Origin of the sequence: Paraburkholderia sp. J41 (genome assembly GCF_905220235.1) — a bacterium.
Classification (GTDB): domain Bacteria; phylum Pseudomonadota; class Gammaproteobacteria; order Burkholderiales; family Burkholderiaceae; genus Paraburkholderia.
The window spans coordinates 1-22,485 of record NZ_CAJMZE010000044.1 but is presented as its reverse complement, the minus strand read 5'-3'; the positions used below and the strand labels follow the sequence as shown (position 1 = coordinate 22,485).

Sequence of the window (22,485 nt, the reverse complement as noted above, 5' to 3'; positions counted from 1 at the left end):
GCCGGCGGCCAGGCCGGCGGCAACGCGCCGCCGGTTTCGAAGCGGTTTTAAGGCAGTTTCGAAGCGGGCGCGGCGTTAGCTGCCGGTCTTGCAGGGAAACGCCTTGCCGAGCCCGAGCGAGATGGCCGTGCTGGCGTTGTAGCCAGCCACGTTCGGGTTGTCCGCGATGTATTTGCGCACGGCGTCGGTGAGCTGCGCCGAGCGCGCGTCGGCCGGCAGGCAGAAGTATTGGCCGACGCGCGGGCCGGTCGTGCCGCCGATCGCGTCGATCGTGTTGAAGATGCCGTCGGCGGCGCCTTCGATATAGGCCGCGCATGCGCTGCGCGAGGCGACGTCGGTCTTCGTGCAAAGCCGGTTGAGGTCGCTCGCCGTGAAAGCGAAGGCCGAAAGCGGCAGCGCCATCGCGCCCGCACAGATCAGAACCCGCAGCATGGTTCTCCTTGTCTTGTCATGAATGGCGGCCGCGTGGTCCGTTCCCGCTCGCGGCCGCTTAACAGCACCAAAGCCCGGCGCCCCTACTCGTCGCCGACGCTAAACGCGCATCATTTTGCACTGTTTTGCGCGGGCGCCATATTCGCCGTGGGCAAGCCCGCCTGCGTGAAGCGCGCGGTGAGGTCCTTGATCGCGTCCGGCGCCTTGTACTGGCGCGCGAAGTCGAGCGCCGACATGCCGATCTGGTTCTTCGCGCCGAGCGTGGCGCCGTGCTGAAGCAGGAAGTCGATGGTCGAGAGATGATCGCCGCGCGCGGCCATCATCAGCGGCGTGGTGCCGTTGGGCGACGGCGCGTTGACGTCGGCCGAATAGCCGATCAGCAGCTTGGCCACGTCGTCGTTGCCGTTCGCGGCCGCGTAGTGCAGCGGCGTCCAGCCCTTCTTGTTGACTTCGGCGCCCTTCGTGATGAGCAGCTTCACGAAGTCGAGGTCGCCGTTGAGCGAGGCCATCATGAGCGCGTTCTCGCCTGCGCGGTCTTCGGCGCCGATGTTGGTTTTCGGGTTGTCGAGCAGCACGGCGCCCACCTTGTCCGACTTCTCGCGCGCGGCGATGACGAGAAGCGGCATGCCCTGGTCGTCGGTGGCGTTCGGGTCCATGCCGTTCGCGAGCGCCTTTTCAACGCCCTTGTCGTCGTCGAATTTCACGCTCTTGACGAGCGAATCGATCGGCGCGGCCTGCGCGACGCCCGCGCCGGCCACGGTGGCGGCAACGCCGAGCACGAGCGCGGCAGCGGTACGACGAGCGGATTGAGCGGTGGAAAAAAGCGTTTTTGAGTTCATGTCAAACCTTAACGTTATCAGCTATCTCGTTGATATCAAACACATCGACAGCACGCAACTCCGGCTTCATGCCTGCGCCGGAATCTTGAAAAGCCGGAAAAAGTTCTGCGAAGTGGCAGCGCCAAGCTCGGCGTCCGGCAACCCGCGTTGCTGCGCGATGAATCTTCCGACATGGCTCACGTACGCAGGTTCATTGGGTTTGCCCCGAAAAGGCACCGGAGCGAGGTACGGAGAGTCGGTTTCGATCAGTAGACGTTCGATCGGCACGCGGCGCGCCACGTCCTGCACGTCCGTCGCGCTCTTGAACGTCACGATGCCCGAGAGCGAAATGTAAAAATTCTGCGCGAGCGCACGTTCGGCGACCGGCCAGGCTTCCGTGAAGCAATGCATCACGCCGCCCGGCTCGCCCGCGCGCTCCTCTTCCATGATGCGCAGCGTGTCGTCGGCCGAGGCGCGCGTGTGGATGATGAGCGGCTTGTTCGTGGCGCGCGCCGCGCGAATGTGCGTGCGAAACCGCTCGCGCTGCCATTCCATGTCGGCGATCATGCGTTCGCCGAGCCGGTAGTAATCGAGCCCCGTTTCGCCGATCGCGACCACCTTCGGGTGCGCGGCCAGTTCGACCAACTCGGCCACGCTCGGCTCGCGCGCGTCCTCGTGGTCGGGATGCACGCCCACGGACGCGTAGACGTTCTCGTGGCGGCTGGCGATATCGAGCACGGCGGGCAGCGTTTCCAGATCCACGGAAACGCACAGCGCGTGCGTGACAGCCTGCTCGCGCATGTTGTCGAGCACCTGCGGCAAGCGCTCGGCGAGGCCCTCGAAATTGATGTGGCAATGCGAATCGACGAACATGGGCGGTCCTGCGATCAATGAATGATGACGAACGTCAAGCTTGCGCAACGCGCTTGCCGAGAATCACGAGATCGCGCTCAACGCCGTCGAGCACGGCCACGCGCGGCAGCGTGCCCCACGCCTCGAAGCCGAAGCCGCGGAACAGCCGCACGCTCGGCTCGTTGTGGCCGAACACGAAGCCGAGCACCGTATGGATGTCGAGCCCCGGCGCGGCCTCCAGCGCGGCGGCCAGCAGCTTGCGCCCGAGGCCCTTGCCGCGCGCGGCTTCGTCGAGATAGATGCTGACCTCGGACGTATGGCCGTAGGCCGGACGGCCGTAGAAGTCGGAAAAGCTCAGCCAGGCGATCACGCGGCCGCCCTCTTCGACGATCCAGAGCGGGCGGCGCGCCGGGCCGTGCGCATGAAACCATGCCTCGCGGCTTTCGATGCTCACCGGCTCCAGGTCGGCCGTGACCTGGCGCGACGGCACGGTCGAGTTGTAAATGGCGACGATCGCGGGCAGATCGTCGAGCGTGGCATCGCGGTAGACAAGACTCATGGCGCAAGAACGGAGAAGCGCTGGCGCACGGTCAAGCCGCGCCACCAGCAGGGTCAAGCCCGACGATCGGCCAGGCCGACCCGTCAGGCGAATAAATCACGATAGCCGAGAAACAGTTCCTCGAACACGAGGCGTGCGTTCAACGGATGGTTTTCCACCGCGCGCTGGCGCGTGACGGTCTTCATGTAGCGCGCGAGCGCGGGCGAATCCACGCTGTTCGCGCACCGCGCCAGCGCCGAAGCCGCCTGCGGAAAATAACGCGGGCGGGCCGCCGTGCGTTGCGCGAGCAGATCGTAGGCCCAGCGCTGGAGCCAGCCCAGCACGAGCGGCACCGGCAGCTTTTGCAGCGTTTCGCCACACGCGAAGGCGTCGCAAGCGGGGCCCGCCGCGAGTTGCGCGAGCGTCCAGTCGCGCAGCGTGCGGTTTTCGTCGTGCGCGAGCGCCAGCGCGGCCAACGGGGCGCCGCCGGCTTCGGCCAGCAGCGTGGGCGCGTCGGCCACGCCTTGCCGCGCGAGCCACGCCGCGGCGGCTTCGGGTGCGGGCGTGCTCATCGGCCATTGGCGGCAGCGGCTGATGATGGTCGGCAGCAAGCGGTCGATGCGCGCCGAAACCAGCACGAACACCACGCTCGCGGGCGGTTCCTCCAGCGTTTTCAGCAGCGCGTTCGCCGCCGCCACGTTGAGCGCTTCGGCCGGATAAAGCACGACCACGCACGAGCCGCCGCGATGCGAGCCCACGCTCGTGAAATCGAGCAGCGCGCGCACCTGCTCGATGCGAATTTCCTTGCTCGGCGCGCGGCCCTTCTTGCCTTCCTCGCCCTCGCCCTTGTCGCCTTTATCGGCTTTATCGGCTTTATCGGCTTTATCGGCTTTATCGGCTTTGGCGTCGTCGTCGCCCGCCGGGCCGACTTCGCCCGCGAGCGCCTCGGGCACCACCACGCGGTAATCGGGATGATTGCCCTGCGCGAACCAATGGCACGCCGCGCACGCGCCGCACGGTTCGCCGTTGGCCTGCGGCGCCTCGCACAGCAGCCCCTTGGCGAGATGCTGCGCGAACTGGAGCTTGCCGATGCCGGCCTGGCCGTGCAGCAGCAGCGCGTGCGGCCACTGGCTGCGCAGTTGCTGAAGGCGTTGCCAGTCGTCGGTTTGCCAAGGATAAATCATCTTTTAATCAGTAACTTGGGCGAGATTGTTCAAGTAATGCGCTCAAAGCGTCTCAAGCACCTGATCGAGGCGATGGCGGATCGTCTCGATCGCTTGCGACGAATCGACGATCGCGAAACGGTACGGCGCCTCTTCCGCGCGGCGCAGATATTCGCCGCGCGTGCGCGTGAAGAACGCGTCGGTTTCGCTTTCGAAGCGGTCGGGTTCGCGCGCCGCGCCGCGCCGCTCGCTCGCCGTGTCGGGCGGCAGGTCGAACAGCACCGTGAGGTCCGGCTGGAAACCGCCCTGCACCCAGCGCTCCAGCGTTTCCAGCTTATCGCGCGGCAGGCCACGGCCGCCGCCCTGGTAGGCGAACGTCGCGTCGGTGAAACGGTCGGACAGCACCCAGTCGCCGCGCGCGAGCGCCGGTTCGATGACCTGCGCGAGATGCTCGCGGCGCGCGGCGAACATCAGGAGCGCCTCGGTTTCGAGATCCATCGGCTGATGCAGCACGATCTCGCGCACGGCCTCGCCGAGCGGCGTGCCGCCCGGCTCGCGCGTCATGACGACGGCACGGCCCGTGGGCGCGAGCTTTTGCGCCAGCCGGTCGCGAAACCAGGCGAGATGCGTGGTCTTGCCCGCGCCGTCGATGCCTTCGAACGTGATGAATCGGCCCCGCGCCATTTAGTTACCCCGGATGTACTTGTCGACGGCCTTGTTGTGGTCGACGAGATTGTCAGAAAACACGCTACTGCCGTCGCCGCGCGCCACGAAGTACAGCGCCGCGGTGGAGGCCGGATTGAGCGCCGCCTGCAACGCGGCCACGCCGGGCAGCGCGATGGGCGTAGGCGGCAAGCCGAGGCGCAGATACGTATTGTAAAGAGTGTCCGACTGAAGGTCGCGCTTGTGCAAATGGCCCACGTAGCTGCCGCCGAGACCGTAGATCACGGCCGGATCGGTTTGCAGCGGCATGCCCACCTTGAGCCGGTTCGAAAACACCGCCGCCACCAGCGCGCGGTCGGCGGCGCGGCCCGTTTCCTTTTCGACGAGCGAAGCCAGCGTGAGCGCTTCGTACGGCGACTTGAGCGGCAAGCCCGGCGCGCGCGCCGCCCATGCTTCGTTCAGATGCGTTTGCATCAGCTTGTAGGCGCGGCGGTAGACGTCCAGATCGCTGGAGCCTTTGTCGAAGAGATAGGTATCGGGGAAAAACAGGCCCTCGCCGTTGCCGAACGGCGCGGGCGGCGCGCCGATGGCGGCGAGCAGTTGCGCGTCGCTCATGCCGGCCGAGTCGTGGCGCAGCGCGGGATTCGCGTCGAGTTCGGCGCGCATGTGCTTGAAGGTCCAGCCTTCGATGATGGTCGCCACCGACTCGTTGACGTCGCCGAGCGCCATCTTTTGCAGCACCTCGTAAGGCGTGACGCCCGCCTTGAATTCGTAGTTGCCCGACTTGAGCTGGCTTTGCAGGCCGAGCGCGCGCGTGATGAGCACGAAAAGCTGCGGCTGCACGGGCACGCCGCCGCGCCGCAACTGCGTGGTGACGCTGCGCACGCTGCTGTGCGGCTTGATGGTGACGTCGAGCTGAGGTGCGGCGAGTGCCAGCGGCGTGGTCGCCCAGCGCCAGATGCCGCCGACGGCGGCCGCGCCGAGCACGGCGAGCGCGACGCCCGCGACAAGGCATTTCTTCAGGAGGGACATGGAAACGCGACTCTGAGTAACCCCATATAATAACTGCTTGCTTCCGCTAAAGTCAGGATTGACTGTTCCCCGAATCCATGAACGCACCGCACGATCCCGCTTCCCCGCTCGCCGCGCCCACATCCGCCGACTTCGAGGCCGTTCTGAACGGCGGCGCTTACGCGATCCTGCCGCAGTTCGGCGTGATCGACGCCAACGGCGACGACGCCGCGACTTTCCTGCACAGCCAGCTCACCAACGACGTCCAGCATCTCGACGCCGCGCTCGCGCGCCTGGCGGGCTATTGCTCGCCGAAAGGCCGCCTGCTCGCCTCGTTCCTCACCTGGAAAAGCGGCGAAACCGTCCGTCTGCTCATTTCGAAGGACGTGCAGGCCGCCGTGCAAAAGCGTTTGTCGATGTTCGTGCTGCGCGCGAAAGCGAAGCTCACCGACGACAGCGAGAACCTGCTCGTAGTGGGCCTCGCGGGCGACGTACGCGGCGCGCTGGCCGGCGTGTTCGACGCGCTGCCCGACGGCGTGCACGTGAAGGTCGACGATCCGTCGGGCTCGCTGATCCGCGTGCCCGACGCGGCCGGCCGCATGCGCTTTCTCTGGGTCGGCCCGAAGGAAGCGGTCGAGGCGCGGCTGGCGAAGCTCGACGGCGCGCTCGCGCGCGTGTCGCCGGCCGTGTGGGACTGGCTCGACATTCGCGCGGGCGAACCGCGCATCACCCAGGCCGTGAGCGAGCAGTTCGTCCCGCAGATGGTCAACTACGACGTGCTGGGCGGCGTGAACTTCCGCAAGGGCTGCTACCCCGGTCAGGAAGTGGTGGCGCGCAGCCAGTATCGCGGCACGATCAAACGCCGCACGGCGCTCGCCAGCGTCGCGGCCGGTCGCGAACTCGCGCGTGCGGGCGCGGAGCTGTTTCATTCCGACGACCCCGGCCAGCCCTGCGGCATGGTCGTGAATGCGGCGGCCGCGCCCGACGGCGGCGTCGATCTGCTCGCCGAAATCAAGCTCGCGGCGCTGGAAACGGGCAGCGTGCATCTTGGCAGCGCCGATGGCCCCGCGTTGCGCGTGCTGCCGCTGCCTTACGCATTGCCCGCCGAAGTGTGAGGACGAGCCGTCCGCGCGAAGGCGCTCGGGCGGCGCTATTCGCTCGGTCCGTTCGAGTGGCCCGATTCGCGCAACGGGGACGCGTCGCTCCGTGGGTCCGAATCGCTCCATTGACGCCGATTGTCCTGTTTGCCCCGATCGCACAGGTCGCACAGGTCGCACAGATCATCACTTTCGCCGGGATCGCGCAGTTGGCTCGATTAGCCCTCTTCGCTCGATTCGCTCGATTCGCTCGATTGGTCCTCTTCGCCCGATTAGCTCAATTGGCTCAATTAGCCCTCTTCGCTCAATTAGCCCTCTTCGCCCGATTAGCCCGATTAGCCCGATTAGCCCGATTGGCCCGATTGGCCCGATTGGCCCGATTGGCCCGATTGGCCCGATTGGCCCGATTGGCCCGATTGGCCCGATTGGCTCGATTGGCTCGATTGGCTCACTTAGCCCGATTAGCTCAATTAGCTCAATTAGCGCTATTCGCGCTATTCGCCCGATTGGCCGCTTTCGCCCGAGCCAGCCGAATCCGTCGAGCAAGCCGCCTGACCCAGGCCGCCCCCATCCTCGGCCCTCATCCCCAAGGCTCACTGCCATGTGTCTGATCGTGTTCGACTGGCGTCCGCGTGCGAGCGGCGGCGCGCTTTTCACGCTCGTCGCCAACCGCGACGAATTTTTGCGCCGCACCGCCGACCCGCTGCACTGGTGGAGCGGCGCCGACAACGTGACGTCGCCGGGGAGTTCCGCCTCGGGCGTGCTGGCCGGGCGCGATCTCGCGGGCGGCGGCACGTGGCTCGGCATGACGCGCGGCGGCCGCTTCGCCGCGCTCACCAACTATCGCGCGCCGCACGACATGCGCCCCGACGCGCCCACGCGCGGCGCGCTCGTTTCGCGCTGGCTCACGGGCGCGCAAGGTCTCCCCGATTCGCCGCTCGCGTATCTGGACGAGGTGGCGCGCTCGGGCGATCTCTACAACGGGTTCAATCTCGTGGTCGGCGACTGGACGCGGCGCGAGCTGGCCTGGTACTGCAATCGCGCCGACCGACCGCCCGCGCCGTTGCCCGAAGGCACGCACGGCATTTCGAACGCGGTGCTCGATACGCCGTGGCCCAAGCTCGTGCGCAAACGCGCGGAACTCGCGCAAATGGTCGAATGCGCCACGCCCGCGCCGCTTTCGCAACTCGTCGAGATGATGCGCGATCCGCAAATCGCGCCCGACCGCGACCTGCCCGCCACGGGCCTTCCGCTCGAACGCGAGCGCGCGCTCTCGGCGGCATTCATCGAAACGCCCGAATACGGCACGCGCGGCACGACGGCGCTGCGCGTTAGCGTGCGGGGTGCAACGCTGGAATGCGAGGCACTGGAACGCAGCGACGACGACGGCTCGCATCGCATCGTGCGCCCCGGCCACTTCGAGCGGCGCGAAGTATTTACCGTCGAAGCGCGTTGAGTACGTTGAATGCGTTGAGTACGTTGAGTGCGCTGCGTGCGCCGGGTGCGTTGAACGCGCGCCGAGTCGCGCCACACTCCGGCGGCTGCGCCCGCGTCACGCCTCTTTCTTCACTTCCGGCTTGAGCGAAAGCGGATCGGTCGGATTGCGCTGCGTTTCGATATCTTCGTGACGCAGTCTCACCGAGGCGAGAATCGCCGGATGCGTGAGGATATAGAAACGCCCTTCGCGCACGGCGTCGAAGGTGGCCTTCGCCACGTCGTCGGCCGTGAGCTTGCCCGAGCGCACCGCGCGTTGCAGTTGCAGGTCGGCGGCCTGTTGCGAGCGCGTGGGCGGCACGGCGTTCAGCAGATTGCGGGGCCGGCTGCGCTCCGCCCGGCCGATGCCGGTGGGCACGAAGGCCGGGCACAACAGCGAGCAGCTCACGCTCTCGCTCACGTTCTTGAGGTCGTGATAAAGCGTTTCGGTGAGCGCGACCACGGCGTGCTTCGACGCGTTGTAGACGCCCATCGCGGGCGGCGAAAGCAGGCCCGCCACCGAAGCCGTGTTGACGATATGCGCGCGCTCGCCCTGCGCGAGCATCATCGGCGTGAAACTGCGCACGCCGTTGGCGACGCCCATCACGTTCACGCCGAACACCCATTCCCAGTCCTGCACGCTGCTTTCCCATACGAAGCCGCCCGTGCCGACGCCCGCGTTGTTGAACAGCAGATGCACCTTGCCGTAAGCGTCGCGCGCGGTTTGCGCCAGCACGTCGACCTGGGCGGGATCGCGCACGTCGGTGCGAACGCCGATCGCCTGCGCGCCGCTTTCGCGCAATGCGGCAACGGCGGCGTCGAGCTGCGCTTCGTCCACGTCGGCGAGCACGAGCTTCATGCCGAGCGCGGCGGCGCGCTGCGCGAACGCGCGGCCAAAACCGCTCGCCGCGCCCGTGATGACGGCCACGCGGCCATCGAATTCGAATGGTTCGGTCATGGCCGTTTCGCCTCGATCAGATCAGCTTGACGAGCTGCTTGCCGAAATTCCGGCCCTTGAGCATGCCCAAAAACGCCTTGGGCGCGTTTTCGAGCCCTTCGGCAACCGTCTCGCGATACACGAGCTGCTGCTTGCCGACGAGCGCGCCGAGTTCGCCCAGCGCCTGCGGCCAGACGTCCAGATGCTCGGTGACGATGAAACCTTGCACGAGCAGGCGCTGCGTGAGAATCAGTTGCGGATGCGTGAGCGGCACCGGCGCGCCGTCGTAGCCCGCGATCATCCCGCACACGGCGATCCGGCCGAACGGATTCATGCGCGCGAGCGTCGCGTCGAGCACGGCGCCGCCCACGTTCTCGAAGTAGCCGTCCACGCCGTCGGGCGTCGCGGCCTTGAGATCGCGATAAAGATTGCCCGCCTTGTAATCGACGCAGGCGTCGAAGCGGAGCGTTTCGGTCACGTAGCGGCATTTTTCGGCGCCGCCCGCGATGCCCACCGCGCGGCAACCGGCGCGCCTCGCCAACTGCCCGACCACGCTGCCCACGGCGCCGCTCGCCGCGCTTACCACCACGGTTTGCCCCGCCTGCGGCTTGATGATGCCGTTCAGCCCGTACCAGCCGGTCACGCCCGGCATGCCGACCGGCCCGAGATACGCGGAAAGCGGCACATGCGTCGTGTCCACCACGCGCAAGTCCGCGCCGTTCGAAGTGCCGAATTCCTGCCAGCCCGCCATGCCCACCACCTTGTCGCCGGTCTTGAACTTCGCGTTGCGCGACTCCACGACCTCGCCCACGGTGCCGCCAATCATCACCGCGTCCAGCGCTTGCGGCGGCGCGTACGATTTGGCGTCGTTCATGCGGCCGCGCATGTACGGATCGAGCGAAAGAAAATGATTGCGCACGCGCACTTCGCCCTCCGCGAGCGGCGCCAGCGGCGTTTCGACGAGACGGAAGTTATCGGCGCTCGCCGCGCCTTGCGGGCGCGAAACGAGCAGGATCTGGCGATTGGTTTGAGTCATGGCGTGCCTGGGTCGCATGATGCGTAAGGGATGCGCGGCGCACCGCGCGATAAATGGGCGGTTGAAGGATCAGCCGTCGCTCGGTCCCGGCCGTGCGTTGGGATCGCTGCGCAAACGCTGGCGGGTCACGTCGCGGCCCACGGCGAGCCGGCGCATGTACTTGAAGGTGCCGAGCGCCTTCGCAACGAAATGGCCTTCGCTGTCGCGAATCTCGCCTTCGCAATAGGCCATGGTGGTCGAGCGATGCAGCACGCGGCCGGTGGCGCGCAATTCGCCGCGCCCCGGCTGCATGAAGTTCACTTTCATTTCGACGGTGACGACGCCCACGCCGTCGGCGGCAACGCTGCGCGCGGCCATGGCGAGCGCGACATCGCACAGCGTCATGGTCACGCCGCCGTGCGCGACGTCCCATGTATTCAGATGCCGTTCGGCGAGCGGCAGCACGACTTCGCTCGCGCCGTCGCGCGCGCTCACGAGCTGCGCGCCCAGGTGATCGACGAACGGACTTTCGATGATGGCTTGCGGCGTCGGCGAGGTCGGCGGCGTTGGCGGCGTCTGCGCGGGGTCGTGGGTCGGCTTGTTCATGGCGCGCGTCACACCGCGTAATCCACGCACTGACGCGTTTCGACGACGCGCTTCGCGAACTGCTTCACGACCAGATGGCCCGGATGCACCTGGTACGCGTCGAGCGCGGCCTTATCGGCGAAATCGGAAACGAGCACGAGGTCGCAGTTGGAATCGAGACCTTCGCCCGCCACGCCCACTTCGAGATGCAGCGTGCCCGGCACGAGATCGCGGCAACCTTCGAGCAAGGTCTTGAACCGCGCGACGTTTTCCTCGCGCGACGCGCCCTCGGCCGAATCCTTGAGCTTCCACATCACAATATGACGAATCACGACATCCCCTTTTCAGTCTGCATGAGGACGGCGCGGCGAATCGTGCGATCGCCCCGCGCCGCAAGCCGTCATGATAACCGCAGCGTCACGGGCATGAAGCCGCGCCCGCGCCCGCACTCCTGCCCACGCCCGGCCGACCGTTTCAGGCAATTTCGAACAGACCCGCCGCGCCCTGCCCGCCGCCGATGCACATCGTCACGACGACGAACTTCGCGCCGCGCCGCTTGCCTTCGATGAGCGCATGGCCGGTGAGGCGCGCGCCCGAAACGCCATACGGATGCCCCACTGCGATCGCGCCGCCGTTCACGTTGAGGCGCTCGGCGGGAATGCCGAGCTTGTCGCGGCAGTAGAGCACCTGCACGGCGAACGCCTCGTTGAGTTCCCACAGGCCGATGTCCTCGACCTTGAGGCCGGCTTGCCTGAGCAGCTTCGGCACGGCGAACACCGGGCCGATGCCCATTTCGTCGGGCTCGCAACCGGCCACCGCGAAGCCGCGGAAAATGCCGAGCGGTTGCAGCCCTTCGCGCTCGGCGACTTTCGCGTTCATCACGACGCACGCGCTCGCGCCGTCCGAGAACTGGCTCGCATTGCCCGCCGTAATCACGCCGCCGGGCAACGCCGTGCGAATCTTCGACACGCCTTCGAGCGTGGTGTCGGCGCGAATGCCTTCGTCGGCGGCTATCGTCACTTCCTTCGTGACGAGCTGGCCCGTGGCTTTGTCGGCCACGCCGGCGAGCACCGTCATCGGCACGATTTCCTCGTTGAAGAGACCGGCCGCCTGCGCCGCCGCGGCGCGCTGCTGCGACTGCACGCCATATTCGTCCTGACGCGCCTTCGAGATTTCGTAGCGCTTCGCGACGTTCTCGGCGGTTTGCAGCATGCTCCAGTAAATCTCGGGCTTGTGCCGGCCAAGCCAGCCTTCGATCATCATGTGGCGGTTCATCTCGTTCTGCACGCACGAGATCGATTCCACGCCGCCCGCCACGAACACGTCGCCTTCCCCGGCGATCACGCGTTGTGCCGCGAGCGCAATCGTCTGGAGTCCAGAAGAACAGAAGCGGTTCACCGTCATGCCGGGCACGCTCACCGGCAAACCCGCGCGCAAGGCGATCTGGCGCGCGATGTTGCCGCCCGTCGCGCCTTCGGGATTCGCGCAGCCCATGATGACGTCCTCCACGCGCGCCGGGTCGAGATTCGCGCGCTCGACGGCGGCGTGCGTGACGTGGCCGCCGAGCGTGGCGCCGTGCGTCATGTTGAATGCGCCCTTCCACGATTTGGCAAGGCCCGTGCGGGCGGTGGATACGATTACGGCGTCGGTCATGCTGTCTCCTCGGGGCCTGCGCGGTATGCGCGCGCGGTCATGAATGTTGGTGGTTGCCGGACGCTCGTCGAGCGCGCGGCGAGCGACTATCGACTACCGACTACCGAACCGATCAGGCACGGCCGTCGAGCACGTCGGCGGATTGCGCGCGCTTTACGCCCGCAGCCTGCAATTGTTCCCAGGCGGCCGCGAGCGAACCGTTCAGATCGATGGCGCGCGAGGCGTCCTCGATCAGCACGGTTTCGAATCCGGCGGCGCGCGCGTCGAGCGCCGACCACGCGACGCAATAATCGGTGGCGAGACCGCAGCAATAGACGCGTTTCGCGCCCACGTCGCGCAGATAGCCGGCGAGGCCGGTCGGCGTCGTGCGGTCGGCTTCGAGAAATGCCGAATAGCTGTCGACGTCGACGTGATGGCCCTTGCGGATCACGGCGCGCGCATGCGGCACGTCGAGACCGCGATGCAGCGCCGCGCCTTCGGTGCCTTGCACGCAGTGCGCGGGCCAGAGCACTTGCTCGCCGTAAGGCAGCGCAATCGTCTCGAACGGCGCGCGCCCCGCATGCTGCGCGGCGAACGAAACATGCTGCGGCGGGTGCCAGTCCTGCGTGAACACCACGTGGCTGAACTCGCGCGCGAGCCGGTTCGCGACCGGCACGACTTCGTCGCCTTGCGCGACGGCAAGCGCGCCGCCCGGCATGAAGTCGTATTGCAGGTCGATGAGCAGGAGCACGTCGCTTGCGCTTCTCATGATGCGTAGTCCGATGAAAAATGCTTAGTTGAACGAACCGCCCTGCGAGGCCAGCGCGACGATCGAAGGCGCGATTTGCCACGCGTCGCCGTTGGGTTGCCGCGCGTAGCGGCGCATCGCGCGTTCGACGTTGTAGAGGCCCACGGTATCGGCGTAAAGCATGGGGCCGCCGCGCCACAGCGGGAAACCGTAGCCGGTGAGATACACCATGTCGATGTCCGAGGCCTTCGAGGCAATGCCTTCTTCCAGAATCTTCGCGCCTTCGTTGGCGAGCGCGAACACGAGGCGCTCGACAATTTCCTCATCGCCGATCTTGCGGCGCGTGACGCCGATTTCCTGCGAATACGCCACGATCATCTCGTCGACGAGCTTCGAAGGCAGCGCCTTGCGCTCGCCTGCCTGGTAGTCGTACCAGCCGCCGCCGGTCTTCTGACCGAAGCGGCCTTGCTCGCACAAACGATCGGCGATTTTCGAATACTTGAGGTCCGGCTGCTCCTGATAACGGCGTTTGCGAATTGCCCAACCGATGTCGTTGCCCGCGAGATCGCTCATGCGAAACGGCCCCATCGCAAAGCCGAATTTCTCGATCGCGCGATCGACCTGCGCGGGCAGCGCGCCTTCTTCGAGCAGATAGAGCGCCTGGCGAATGTACTGCTCGACCATGCGATTGCCGATGAAACCGTCGCACACGCCGGAAACCACGGCGGTCTTGCGAATTTTCTTCGCGACCTGCATGACGGTTGCGAGCACGTCTTTCGCCGTTTGCTTGCCGCGCACGACTTCGAGCAGCTTCATGACGTTAGCAGGACTAAAGAAATGCAGGCCCACCACGTCTTGCGGACGTTGGGTGAAGGCCGCTATCTTGTCGACGTCGAGCGTCGACGTGTTCGACGCGAGGATAGCGCCGGGCTTCGCCACTTCGTCGAGACGCCTGAACACCTGCTCTTTCACGCCGAGTTCCTCGAACACGGCTTCGATGACGAGATCGGCCTGCCCGAGATCGTCATAGGACAGCGTCGGGCGAATCAGCGCCATGCGCGCCGCGAGTTTTTCGTCGGTGAGCTTGCCTTTTTTGACTTGCGCCTCGTAGTTTTTGCGGATCGTCGCGAGGCCGCGATCGAGCGCTTCCTGTTTCGTTTCCAGCAGCGTGACGGGCACGCCCGCGTTGAGAAAGTTCATGGTGATGCCGCCGCCCATCGTGCCCGCGCCGATCACGGCCACGGTCTCGATCTCGCGCGTGGGCGTGCCCGGCGGCACGTCGGGAATCTTGCTCGCGGCGCGCTCGCCGAAAAATGCGTGACGCAGCGCGCGGCTTTCCGGCGTTTGCACGAGTTCCACGAAACAGTCGCGCTCGAAGGCCAGACCTTTGTCGAAGCCTTCCTTCACGCCCGCCGCGATCGCATCGACGCACTTCACCGGCGCGGGATAATGCTTTGCCATTGCGGCAACGGTGTTGCGCGAAAACTGAAGAAAGCCCTCGGCGTTCGGATGCTCGATCTTGCGATTGCGCACGAGCGGAGGCGGGCCGGCCTGGTCGGCAACCTTGCGCGCGAAAGCGATGGATTCCTCGAGCAGATCGCCCTGCGCCATCGCATCGAAAAGCCCGGAATTCGCGAGCTTTTCGCTCATGACGGGCGTGCCCGTCACGATCATGTTGAGCGCCGCTTCAAGGCCAATCGCGCGCGGCAAACGCTGCGTGCCGCCCGCGCCCGGCAGAAGGCCGAGCTTCACTTCGGGCAGCGCGATTTGCGCGCCGGGCGCGGCGACGCGATAGTGCGCGCCAAGCGCGAGTTCGAGGCCGCCGCCCATCGCCACGCTGTGAATCGCGGCCACGACCGGCTTCGCGCTGTGCTCCACTTCGCGAATGACGGTGTGGAGCGTAGGCTCCTGGGTCGCCTTCGGCGTGTTGAATTCGGTGATGTCGGCGCCGCCCGAGAACGCCTTGCCCGCGCCCGTGATGACGATGGCGCGCACGTTCGCGTCGGCGTTGGCGCGCGCGAGGCTTTCGACGATGCCGGCGCGCGTGGCGTGCCCCAGACCGTTCACGGGCGGATTGTTGAGCGTGATAACGGCGACGCCGTCGCGAGTCGTGTAATTCACTGCCGAATCTGCTGCCGTGTCTGCCATTTTGGGCATGCCTCCATGCTTGCGGGCCGCGGTGTGCGTTGCCGGCTTCATTGTCCGACATTCCCCGTCAGACGGCAGGATACATAAAAAAGAACGTTCGTTCAATTTCAATGCTGCACTGCGCGCTCGGGGTTTGTACCGAGCGCACGGAATCGCAGGCAAAAAAAACGCAGCCGCAGGCTGCGTCGAGCGATTCGGTGCGATTCGGTGCGCGAGGTTCGCGCCACCGGGGAGAGCTATTCGCGCCTGGTTCGTGCCTGGTCGGTTTGCCGCCTACTCGCGCTGCGCGAGCGGTTTTTCGGCATGTTCCTGCGTGTTTGACTGCGCCTCGTCGAACGGACAGCCCTCCGCCGCGAGCGTGCCCGGCAGCACGTGCGCGCGGAATTGCTCGCGCAGCTTGAGCTTTTGCAGCTTGCCCGTGGCCGTGTGCGGCAATTCATCGACGAACGCCACATCGTCGGGCAGCCACCACTTCGCCACCTTGCCCTCGAAGAACGCGAGCAACGCCTCGCGCGTGACCTCGGCGCCCGGCTTTTTTACCGCGACGATGAGCGGCCGCTCGGTCCAGCGCGGGTGCGCGCACGCAATGCACGCGGCTTCCGCCACGGCCGGATGCGCCACGGCAATATTCTCCAGCTCGATCGAGCTGATCCACTCGCCGCCCGACTTGATCACGTCCTTGCTGCGGTCGGTGATGTTCAGAAAGCCGTCGGGGTCGATGGTGGCCACGTCGCCGGTCGGGAACCAGCCGTCCAGCAGCGGCGCCGCGCCCTCCTGCCGATAATAGCGCTCGATGACCCACGGTCCGCGCACGTAAAGATCGCCGAACGCCACGCCGTCCCACGGCAATTCGCGCCCGTCGTCGCCGACGATCTTCATGTCCACGCCGAAAATCACGCGGCCCTGCTTTTCGAGCAGCGCGCGCCGCGCTTCGGGCGGCCGCTGCGATTGTTCCCAGTTCAGCTTCGAAAGCGTGCCGAGCGGCGACATCTCCGTCATGCCCCACGCGTGAATCACCTGCACGCCGTAGTCGTCCTCGAACGCGCGCAGCATCGCCGGCGGGCACGCCGAACCGCCGATCACGGTGCGTTCGAGCGTCGAAAACCGCACGCCCGCCTCGCGCATGTACGCGAGCAGGCCGAGCCAGACGGTGGGCACGCCGGCCGAGGCCGTCACGCGTTCGGCTTCCATGAGTTCGTAGAGCGACTTGCCGTCGAGATCCTTGCCGGGCAGCACGAGCTTCGTGCCCGTGAGCGGCGCGGCGTGCGGAATGCCCCACGCGTTCACATGGAACATCGGCACGACGGGCAGGATGGCGTCGCGCGCGCAGAGCGCCATCGCGTCGGGCAGCGCGGCCGCGTAGGCGTGCAGCACCTGCGACCGGTGCGTGTAAAGCGCGCCCTTCGGATTGCCGGTGGTGCCCGATGTGTAGCAGAGATTCGACGCCTGCTTCTCGTCGAGTTCGGGCCACGCGCAGCGCCCGTCCTGGGCGGCGAGCAGCGTTTCGTAGCAGAGCGCTTCGGTGCGCATTTGCGGGCGATGCGCTTCGTCGCAGAGCGCGATCCAGCCGAGCACGTGCGGACACTGCGGCGCGAGCGCGTCGACGAGCGGCGCGAAAGTCGTGTCGAACAGCACGTAGCGGTCGTCGGCATGATTGACGATCCACGCGATCTGCTCGGGAAAGAGCCGCGGATTGATGGTGTGGCACACGGCGCCGAAACCGGTCACGCCGAAATACGCCTCGACGTGGCGATAACCGTTCCACGCGAGCGTGCCGACACGTTCCCCGGTAGTGACACCCAGCGCCATGAGCGCCTGCGCGAGCTGCTTCGAGCGCGTTTCACAGTCGCGCCACGTGTAGCGATGAATATCGCCTTCCACGCGGCGCGAAACGATCTCGGTGTGAGCGTGGTGGCGCGCGGCATGCGCAATCAACGACGAGATCGTCAGCGGCACATCCATCATTTGACCCAGCAGCGGCGCACTCATCGGCGGCGTTCTCCTTTGTGACGGAAGGCGCCGAAAGCGTTCGATGCCTTCACAAGCCCTTGCGCCGGCCAAGCCCTCTCCAGCACGCCGGCGGGCGCGGATTTACAATATCGACTAATCAAAAGGCCCTCAATATGTCGTTTTCACCAGGCTCCACCGATTCGTCCGGCGGCTCGGCCGCCGCTTCCCCCAACGAAGCACGGCTGCCCGCGGGCGGTCCGATCGCCGATTTCGAGCGCGCGCTGATCGCGCCGCGCGAGCATGCGTTCGCGGCGCTCGGCACGCGTTTCTACACGCGCCTGCCCGGCACGCCGTTGCCCGCGCCCTATCTCGTGGGCGTTTCGCAGCCAGTGGCCGCGCAGCTCGGCCTGGACGCGCATGCCGCCGCCGACCCCGCTTTCGCCGCGTTCTTCAGCGGTAATTTCACGCGCGAGCGCTCGCCTTCGACGATGTCGTACGCATCGGTCTATTCGGGGCACCAGTTCGGCGTATGGGCAGGCCAGCTCGGCGACGGCCGCGCGCTCGTGCTCGGCGAGATCGAACATGAAGGCGTGCGCAACGAAGTCCAGCTCAAGGGCGCGGGCCGCACGCCGTATTCGCGCATGGGCGACGGCCGCGCGGTGCTGCGCTCGTCGATCCGCGAATTCCTCTGCTCCGAAGCGATGCATCACCTGGGCATTCCGACCACGCGCGCGCTCGCCGTGACCGGCTCCGGCCAGCCCGTGCGCCGCGAAGAACTCGAAACGGCGGCCGTGGTCACGCGCGTGGCGCCGAGCTTCGTGCGTTTCGGCCATTTCGAGCATTACTATGCGCAGGACAACGTGGAAGCGCTGCGCGCGCTCGCCGATCACGTCATCGCGCGTTTTTATCCGCATCTGCGCGACGCCGACGATCCCTATCTCGCGCTGCTCGACGAAGCCGTGCGCACCACGGCGGCGCTGATGGTGGACTGGCAGGCCGTGGGGTTCTGCCACGGCGTGATGAACACCGACAACATGTCGATCCTCGGTCTCACGATCGACTACGGCCCGTTCGGTTTCATCGACGGCTTCGACGCCAATCACATCTGCAATCACTCGGATTCGCAGGGCCGCTACGCGTACCGCAGGCAGCCGCAGATCGGCTACTGGAACCTCTTCTGCCTTGCCCAGGCGCTGGTGCCGCTGTTCGGCGCGCACCACGGCATCGCCGACGAAAAGAAGCTTGGCGAACGCGCGGTCGCCGACGCGCAGGCATCGCTCGAACGCTTCAAGGAGCACTTCGCGCCCGCGCTCGAAGCGCGCCTGCGCGCGAAGCTCGGTCTCGAACAGGCGCACGAAGGCGACGACGCGCTCGCGAACAAGCTGTTCGAAATCATGCACGCCAATCGCGCCGATTTCACGCTCACGTTCCGCAATCTCGCGCGCCTGTCGAAGCGCGCGCCGCACGACGCGAGCGCCGACGCGCCGGTGCGCGATCTCTTTCTCGATCGCGCCGCCTTCGATGCATGGGCCGTCGACTATCGCGCGCGCCTCGCGCACGAAAACCGCGACGACGCCGCGCGCGCCGAGGCCATGAATCGCGTGAATCCGAGATTCGTGCTGCGCAATCATCTTGCGCAAACGGCCATCGAGCGCGCCGCACAAAAGGATTTCAGCGAGGTCGAACGGCTGGCGAAGGTGCTCGCGCACCCGTTCGACGAGCAGCCCGAGCACGCCTCGTACGCGGCGCTGCCGCCCGAGTGGGCCGGCGCGCTCGAAGTCAGTTGTTCTTCGTGAGCGCGGCCCCATATAGCAAGTCTTCCGCAGTTTTCCCAGCCAAGGAACCCGACATGAGCCAGGACGACCACAACTCCGCCGCCTACCCCGGCCACCAGTCCGACGCCGAATGGCGCGACAAGCTCGACGAGACGCAATACCAGGTCACGCGCCACGCGGCCACCGAGCGCGCCTTCACGGGCAAATACTGGGATCACTTCGATCGCGGCGTTTACGACTGCGTGTGCTGCGGCACGCCGCTGTTCGAGTCGGACACGAAGTTCGACGCCGGTTGCGGCTGGCCGAGCTATTTCCGCCCCATCAACGGCGAAGTGATCGAGGAGAAAACCGACCGCTCGCACGGCATGCTGCGCATCGAAGTGCGCTGCAAGCACTGCGGCGCGCACCTGGGCCACGTGTTCGAGGACGGTCCGGCCCCGACCGGACTTCGGTATTGCATCAATTCGGCTGCGTTACAATTCGAGCCCAGGTAAGCCGGGCAATGGGCGGCTCGCCAACGCGAAGCCGCCGCCGCGCCCGACCCGGCGCGACGCCGCAAGCCGCGCGTCGCGCCCTTTTTTTGCGGCGCTTTCGTCAACTTCCAGGCCGATAATGAAATTTCTGTTTGATCTGTTTCCGATCATCCTCTTCTTCGTCGCGTTCAAGGTGTGGGGCATCTTCACCGCGACGGCCGTGGCGATCGTCGCCACGCTGGTGCAGATCGCCTGGGTGGCCTTCCGTCACCGCAAGGTCGACCCGATGCTGTGGCTCTCGCTCGGCATCGTCGTGGTGTTCGGCGGCGCCACGCTGATGCTGCACGACGAAACCTTCATCAAGTGGAAGCCCACGGTGCTCTACTGGGCGTTCTCGATCGTGCTGCTGGTCTCTCAGGTGGCGTTCGGCAAGAACCTCATCGCCGCGATGATGGGCAAGCAGATCACGCTGCCCGCGCGCATCTGGACGCAGCTCAATTTCGTGTGGTCGATCTTCTTTGCGTTGCTCGGCATCCTCAATCTGTTCGTGGCGTTCCACTTCTCGACCGACGCATGGGTCGACTTCAAGCTGTTCGGCGCGACGGGCATTCTCGTGGTGTTCATCGTCGGCCAGAGCCTGTGGCTTTCGCGTTACATGAAGGAAGAAGAATGAGCGACGTCTTTCTCAACGCAAGCCCCACCGAACGCGTCGCGCTCATCGAAACGCGCCTCGCCGCCGCGCTCGCGCCCGTGCAGTCGCTCACCGTCAGCGACGACAGCGCGCAGCACGCCGGTCATGCCGGCGCCGCGGCCGGCGGTCATTTCAGTGTCACGATCGTGGCAGCCGCATTCGCGGGGAAAGCCCGCGTGGCAAGGCATCGCATGGTGTATGATGCGCTGGCCGAAGCCATGCAGCGCGGCATTCACGCGCTCGCGATCACGGCGCTCACGCCCGAAGAAGCCGCAGCGCGGCGCTGATCTTGCCGCTTTTCCCGTCACTTTCGCGCCGGTTTCGTGGCTTCTTTTCGCCCGGCTCCTTTGGCTCCTTTCGTTCCCGCTAGTTTCGCTTGTTCAGTTAGGACTTTTTCGATGACCTTGAAGAAAACCCGTCTCTGGGTGTTGCTGGCTGCTTGCGCGGCGGCTCCCGCGTTTGCGCAGAACATTGCCGTCGTGAACGGCACGCCGATTCCCAAAGCGCGCGCCGACGCACTCGTCGAGCAGCTCGTGCATCAAGGCCAGCAGGATTCGCCGCAGTTGCAGATGGCAGTGCGCGAAGAACTCGTGAATCGCGAAATCCTCATGCAGGAAGCGGCGCGCGAAGGCATTCCGAATCGCCCCGACGTGAAGGCGCAAGTCGCCGTGGCGCAGCAGACCGTCGTGCTGCGCGCGCTGATCGAAAACTTCGTGAAGAAGAACCAGCCGAGCGATGCCGAAGTCAAGGCGCGCTACGACGCGCTGACGAAGGACGCGGGCGGCAACGAATATCACCTGCATCACATCCTCGTCGACAACGAGCAGCAGGCCAAAGACCTGATCGCGAAGATCAAGGCGGGCGCGAGCTTCGAAGACCTCGCGAAGCAGTTCTCGAAGGACCCCGGCTCGGCCAAGAACGGCGGCGACCTCGACTGGTCGGACCCGAAGGCTTATGTGCCGGAATTCGCCAACGCGGCCACGCATCTGCAAAAAGGCCAGATGACCGACACGCCGGTGCATACGCAGTTCGGCTGGCACATCATCCGCGTGGACGACATTCGCCCGGTCACGCCGCCGCCGCTCGAACAGGTGCGCCCGCAGATCGTTCAGCAGATTCAGCAGGAAAAGCTGCAAGCGTTCGAGGAAAACCTGCGCAAGCAAGCGAAGATCCAGTAACGCGGTTTTTCGCCGTGCGATTGAAAAAGCCCCGCTTTTGCGGGGCTTTTCATTTGCGCTTCACCGTTGCGGCGGCGCTTCGTTCAACTCGTAGTTCGTGCTGCGCCCGCCGCCCGGCGCCCGCCGCAACACGCCGCGCGCTACCAGGTCGTTGATGTCGCGCAGCGCCGTGTCCGACGAACATTTGGCGACGGCGGCCCATTTGCCGCTGTTGAGCTTGCCGTCGAAACCGTCGAGCAGCTTGTTGAGCAGTTTCGCCTGGCGCTCGTTGAACGGCGTGCTGGCCCAGCGCTGCCAGAAGCGCGCCTTGGCAAGCACGGCGTCGAGCGTGAGTTGCGCTTCGTCCACCGCGCGGCGCAGCGTGGCGAGAAACCACACGAGCCACGGCGTGACGTCCATCGACGTTTTTTGCGTGCGTTCGAGGATCTCGTAGTACGCCTTGCGCTCGCGCTGAATTTGCGCCGAAAGGCTGTAGAAGCGCTGCGAACTGCGGTCCGCCCGCGCGAGCAGCAAATCGCCGATGGCGCGCGCCACGCGGCCGTTGCCGTCGTCGAACGGGTGGATCGTCACGAACCACAGGTGCGCGAGGCCGGCGCGGATCAACGGCGGCTCGCTCGACGGCGCGTTGACCCAGTCGAGAAAACGCCGCATTTCGGCTTCCAGACGGTGCGCCGGCGGCGCTTCGTAATGCACGCGCTGGCGCCCGATCGGCCCGGATACGACCTGCATCGGGCCGCTCGCGTCGTTGCGCCATGCCCCCACTTCGATGCGCGCGAGCCCCGAATAGCCAGTCGGAAACAAGGCCGCGTGCCAGCCGAACAGGCGCTCGCGCGTAAGCGGCGCGGCGCTGTTCGACGTGGCGTCGATCACCATGGCCACGACGCCTTCCACGTGGCGATCCACCGGCGCGAGCGCACCGATGTCGACGCCCAGACGCCGCGCGATCGACGAGCGCACCGAGGCGACGTTCAGATGCTCGCCCTCGATCTCGCTGGTCTTGAGGACATCTTCCGTGAGCGCCGCGAGACTTGCCTCGTCGCGCAACGCCATGCCCGCATCGGCAAGACGCCCCATCAGCACGCCTTGGGCGCGGCTCGCCTCGGCCAGCGGTTCGGCCAGTTGCGCGAGGTCGTAGCGCCACGCCGGCCAGTCGCCCGCTTCCCAGAGATAAGTGTATTCGCCGCGATTCATGCGGCGATTATGACGCGGATTCGCCGCAGGCGCAATGTATTCGCCGCATTAAATGCGGTGAATACGCGCGCGATTCGCCGCGCGCAATAAAAAACCCCGGTCAACCGACCGGGGT

Annotated in this window: 23 protein-coding genes; 7 read left to right on the top strand and 16 right to left on the bottom strand. The window is 66.2% G+C overall.

The annotated features are described in order from the left end of the window. Positions 1–75: 75 nt before the first annotated feature. The 7 genes from U5805_RS28455 to mltG all read right to left on the bottom strand — a co-directional run bounded on the left by U5805_RS28455 (position 76) and on the right by mltG (position 5,498). Positions 76–432: a Rap1a/Tai family immunity protein gene (locus U5805_RS28455; RefSeq protein ID WP_158950038.1), complete on the bottom strand. Its 357-nt coding sequence runs from the start codon at positions 430–432 to the stop codon at positions 76–78. 110 nt (positions 433–542) lie between these two features. Further along, positions 543–1,271 carry an ankyrin repeat domain-containing protein gene (locus U5805_RS28450; protein WP_322106848.1) on the bottom strand — a complete coding sequence of 243 codons (729 nt, stop codon included), beginning with the start codon at positions 1,269–1,271 and terminating at the stop codon, positions 543–545. Between the two features lie 66 nt (positions 1,272–1,337). Continuing rightward, complete coding sequence (locus U5805_RS28445; protein WP_322106847.1) at positions 1,338–2,123, bottom strand: TatD family hydrolase; 786 nt, start codon at positions 2,121–2,123, stop codon at positions 1,338–1,340. A gap of 34 nt (positions 2,124–2,157) precedes the next feature. After that, positions 2,158–2,661 carry an N-acetyltransferase family protein gene (locus tag U5805_RS28440; protein WP_322106846.1) on the bottom strand — a complete coding sequence of 168 codons (504 nt, stop codon included), beginning with the start codon at positions 2,659–2,661 and terminating at the stop codon, positions 2,158–2,160. Between the two features lie 83 nt (positions 2,662–2,744). Next, the gene (locus tag U5805_RS28435; protein ID WP_322106845.1) at positions 2,745–3,824 is read right to left on the bottom strand and encodes a DNA polymerase III subunit delta'; all 1,080 of its coding nucleotides are present in this window, start codon (positions 3,822–3,824) and stop codon (positions 2,745–2,747) included. Between the two features lie 42 nt (positions 3,825–3,866). Continuing rightward, positions 3,867–4,487: a dTMP kinase gene (tmk, locus tag U5805_RS28430; RefSeq protein ID WP_322106844.1), complete on the bottom strand. Its 621-nt coding sequence runs from the start codon at positions 4,485–4,487 to the stop codon at positions 3,867–3,869. Continuing rightward, on the bottom strand, positions 4,488–5,498 hold the full coding sequence (mltG, locus tag U5805_RS28425) for an endolytic transglycosylase MltG (RefSeq protein WP_322106843.1): 1,011 nt from the start codon (positions 5,496–5,498) through the stop codon (positions 4,488–4,490). Between the two features lie 77 nt (positions 5,499–5,575). Between mltG and U5805_RS28420 the strand changes: the two genes are divergently transcribed. After that, a complete protein-coding gene (locus U5805_RS28420) occupies positions 5,576–6,592 on the top strand; it encodes a folate-binding protein (RefSeq protein WP_322106842.1) in 1,017 nt (338 codons plus the stop codon). Positions 6,593–7,175: 583 nt separating this feature from the next. After that, positions 7,176–8,030, top strand: a complete 855-nt coding sequence (locus tag U5805_RS28415; RefSeq protein WP_322106841.1) for an NRDE family protein — start codon at positions 7,176–7,178, stop codon at positions 8,028–8,030. 96 nt (positions 8,031–8,126) lie between these two features. Here U5805_RS28415 and U5805_RS28410 read toward each other — a convergent pair whose 3' ends face one another. The 8 genes from U5805_RS28410 to U5805_RS28375 all read right to left on the bottom strand — a co-directional run bounded on the left by U5805_RS28410 (position 8,127) and on the right by U5805_RS28375 (position 17,101). Continuing rightward, complete coding sequence (locus tag U5805_RS28410) at positions 8,127–9,005, bottom strand: SDR family oxidoreductase (RefSeq protein ID WP_322106840.1); 879 nt, start codon at positions 9,003–9,005, stop codon at positions 8,127–8,129. A gap of 16 nt (positions 9,006–9,021) precedes the next feature. After that, positions 9,022–10,020: an NADP-dependent oxidoreductase gene (locus U5805_RS28405; RefSeq protein ID WP_322106839.1), complete on the bottom strand. Its 999-nt coding sequence runs from the start codon at positions 10,018–10,020 to the stop codon at positions 9,022–9,024. A gap of 69 nt (positions 10,021–10,089) precedes the next feature. Further along, the gene (locus U5805_RS28400) at positions 10,090–10,605 is read right to left on the bottom strand and encodes a PaaI family thioesterase (RefSeq protein ID WP_322106838.1); all 516 of its coding nucleotides are present in this window, start codon (positions 10,603–10,605) and stop codon (positions 10,090–10,092) included. An 8-nt stretch (positions 10,606–10,613) separates the two neighbouring features. Continuing rightward, positions 10,614–10,916: a Dabb family protein gene (locus tag U5805_RS28395; protein ID WP_322106837.1), complete on the bottom strand. Its 303-nt coding sequence runs from the start codon at positions 10,914–10,916 to the stop codon at positions 10,614–10,616. Positions 10,917–11,058: 142 nt separating this feature from the next. Next, complete coding sequence (locus U5805_RS28390; protein WP_322106836.1) at positions 11,059–12,237, bottom strand: acetyl-CoA C-acyltransferase; 1,179 nt, start codon at positions 12,235–12,237, stop codon at positions 11,059–11,061. 112 nt (positions 12,238–12,349) lie between these two features. Continuing rightward, positions 12,350–12,985 carry a bifunctional nicotinamidase/pyrazinamidase gene (gene pncA, locus U5805_RS28385; RefSeq protein ID WP_322106835.1) on the bottom strand — a complete coding sequence of 212 codons (636 nt, stop codon included), beginning with the start codon at positions 12,983–12,985 and terminating at the stop codon, positions 12,350–12,352. 24 nt (positions 12,986–13,009) lie between these two features. After that, the gene (locus tag U5805_RS28380) at positions 13,010–15,112 is read right to left on the bottom strand and encodes a 3-hydroxyacyl-CoA dehydrogenase NAD-binding domain-containing protein (protein ID WP_322106867.1); all 2,103 of its coding nucleotides are present in this window, start codon (positions 15,110–15,112) and stop codon (positions 13,010–13,012) included. A gap of 273 nt (positions 15,113–15,385) precedes the next feature. Further along, positions 15,386–17,101 carry a 3-(methylthio)propionyl-CoA ligase gene (locus tag U5805_RS28375; RefSeq protein WP_322106834.1) on the bottom strand — a complete coding sequence of 572 codons (1,716 nt, stop codon included), beginning with the start codon at positions 17,099–17,101 and terminating at the stop codon, positions 15,386–15,388. 134 nt (positions 17,102–17,235) lie between these two features. On the opposite strand from U5805_RS28375, the gene U5805_RS28370 reads away from it, so the two are divergent. From U5805_RS28370 to U5805_RS28350, 5 genes are all read left to right on the top strand, one after another. After that, a complete protein-coding gene (locus U5805_RS28370) occupies positions 17,236–18,858 on the top strand; it encodes a protein adenylyltransferase SelO (protein WP_322106833.1) in 1,623 nt (540 codons plus the stop codon). 53 nt (positions 18,859–18,911) lie between these two features. Then, positions 18,912–19,331 (top strand): peptide-methionine (R)-S-oxide reductase MsrB, encoded by a 420-nt coding sequence (msrB, locus tag U5805_RS28365; RefSeq protein ID WP_322106832.1) that lies wholly within the window; start codon positions 18,912–18,914, stop codon positions 19,329–19,331. A gap of 118 nt (positions 19,332–19,449) precedes the next feature. Beyond that, positions 19,450–19,983 carry a septation protein A gene (locus U5805_RS28360; RefSeq protein WP_322106831.1) on the top strand — a complete coding sequence of 178 codons (534 nt, stop codon included), beginning with the start codon at positions 19,450–19,452 and terminating at the stop codon, positions 19,981–19,983. Next, positions 19,980–20,288, top strand: coding sequence for a BolA family protein (locus tag U5805_RS28355; RefSeq protein WP_322106830.1), 309 nt, complete (start codon positions 19,980–19,982; stop codon positions 20,286–20,288). The genes U5805_RS28360 and U5805_RS28355 overlap by 4 nt, the downstream gene beginning before the upstream one ends. Positions 20,289–20,399: 111 nt before the next feature. Further along, positions 20,400–21,179, top strand: a complete 780-nt coding sequence (locus U5805_RS28350) for a peptidylprolyl isomerase (protein ID WP_322106829.1) — start codon at positions 20,400–20,402, stop codon at positions 21,177–21,179. Positions 21,180–21,239: 60 nt separating this feature from the next. On the opposite strand, the gene U5805_RS28345 is transcribed toward U5805_RS28350, so the two are convergent. Beyond that, positions 21,240–22,370 carry a Fic family protein gene (locus U5805_RS28345; RefSeq protein ID WP_322106828.1) on the bottom strand — a complete coding sequence of 377 codons (1,131 nt, stop codon included), beginning with the start codon at positions 22,368–22,370 and terminating at the stop codon, positions 21,240–21,242. Positions 22,371–22,485 lie beyond the last annotated feature (115 nt).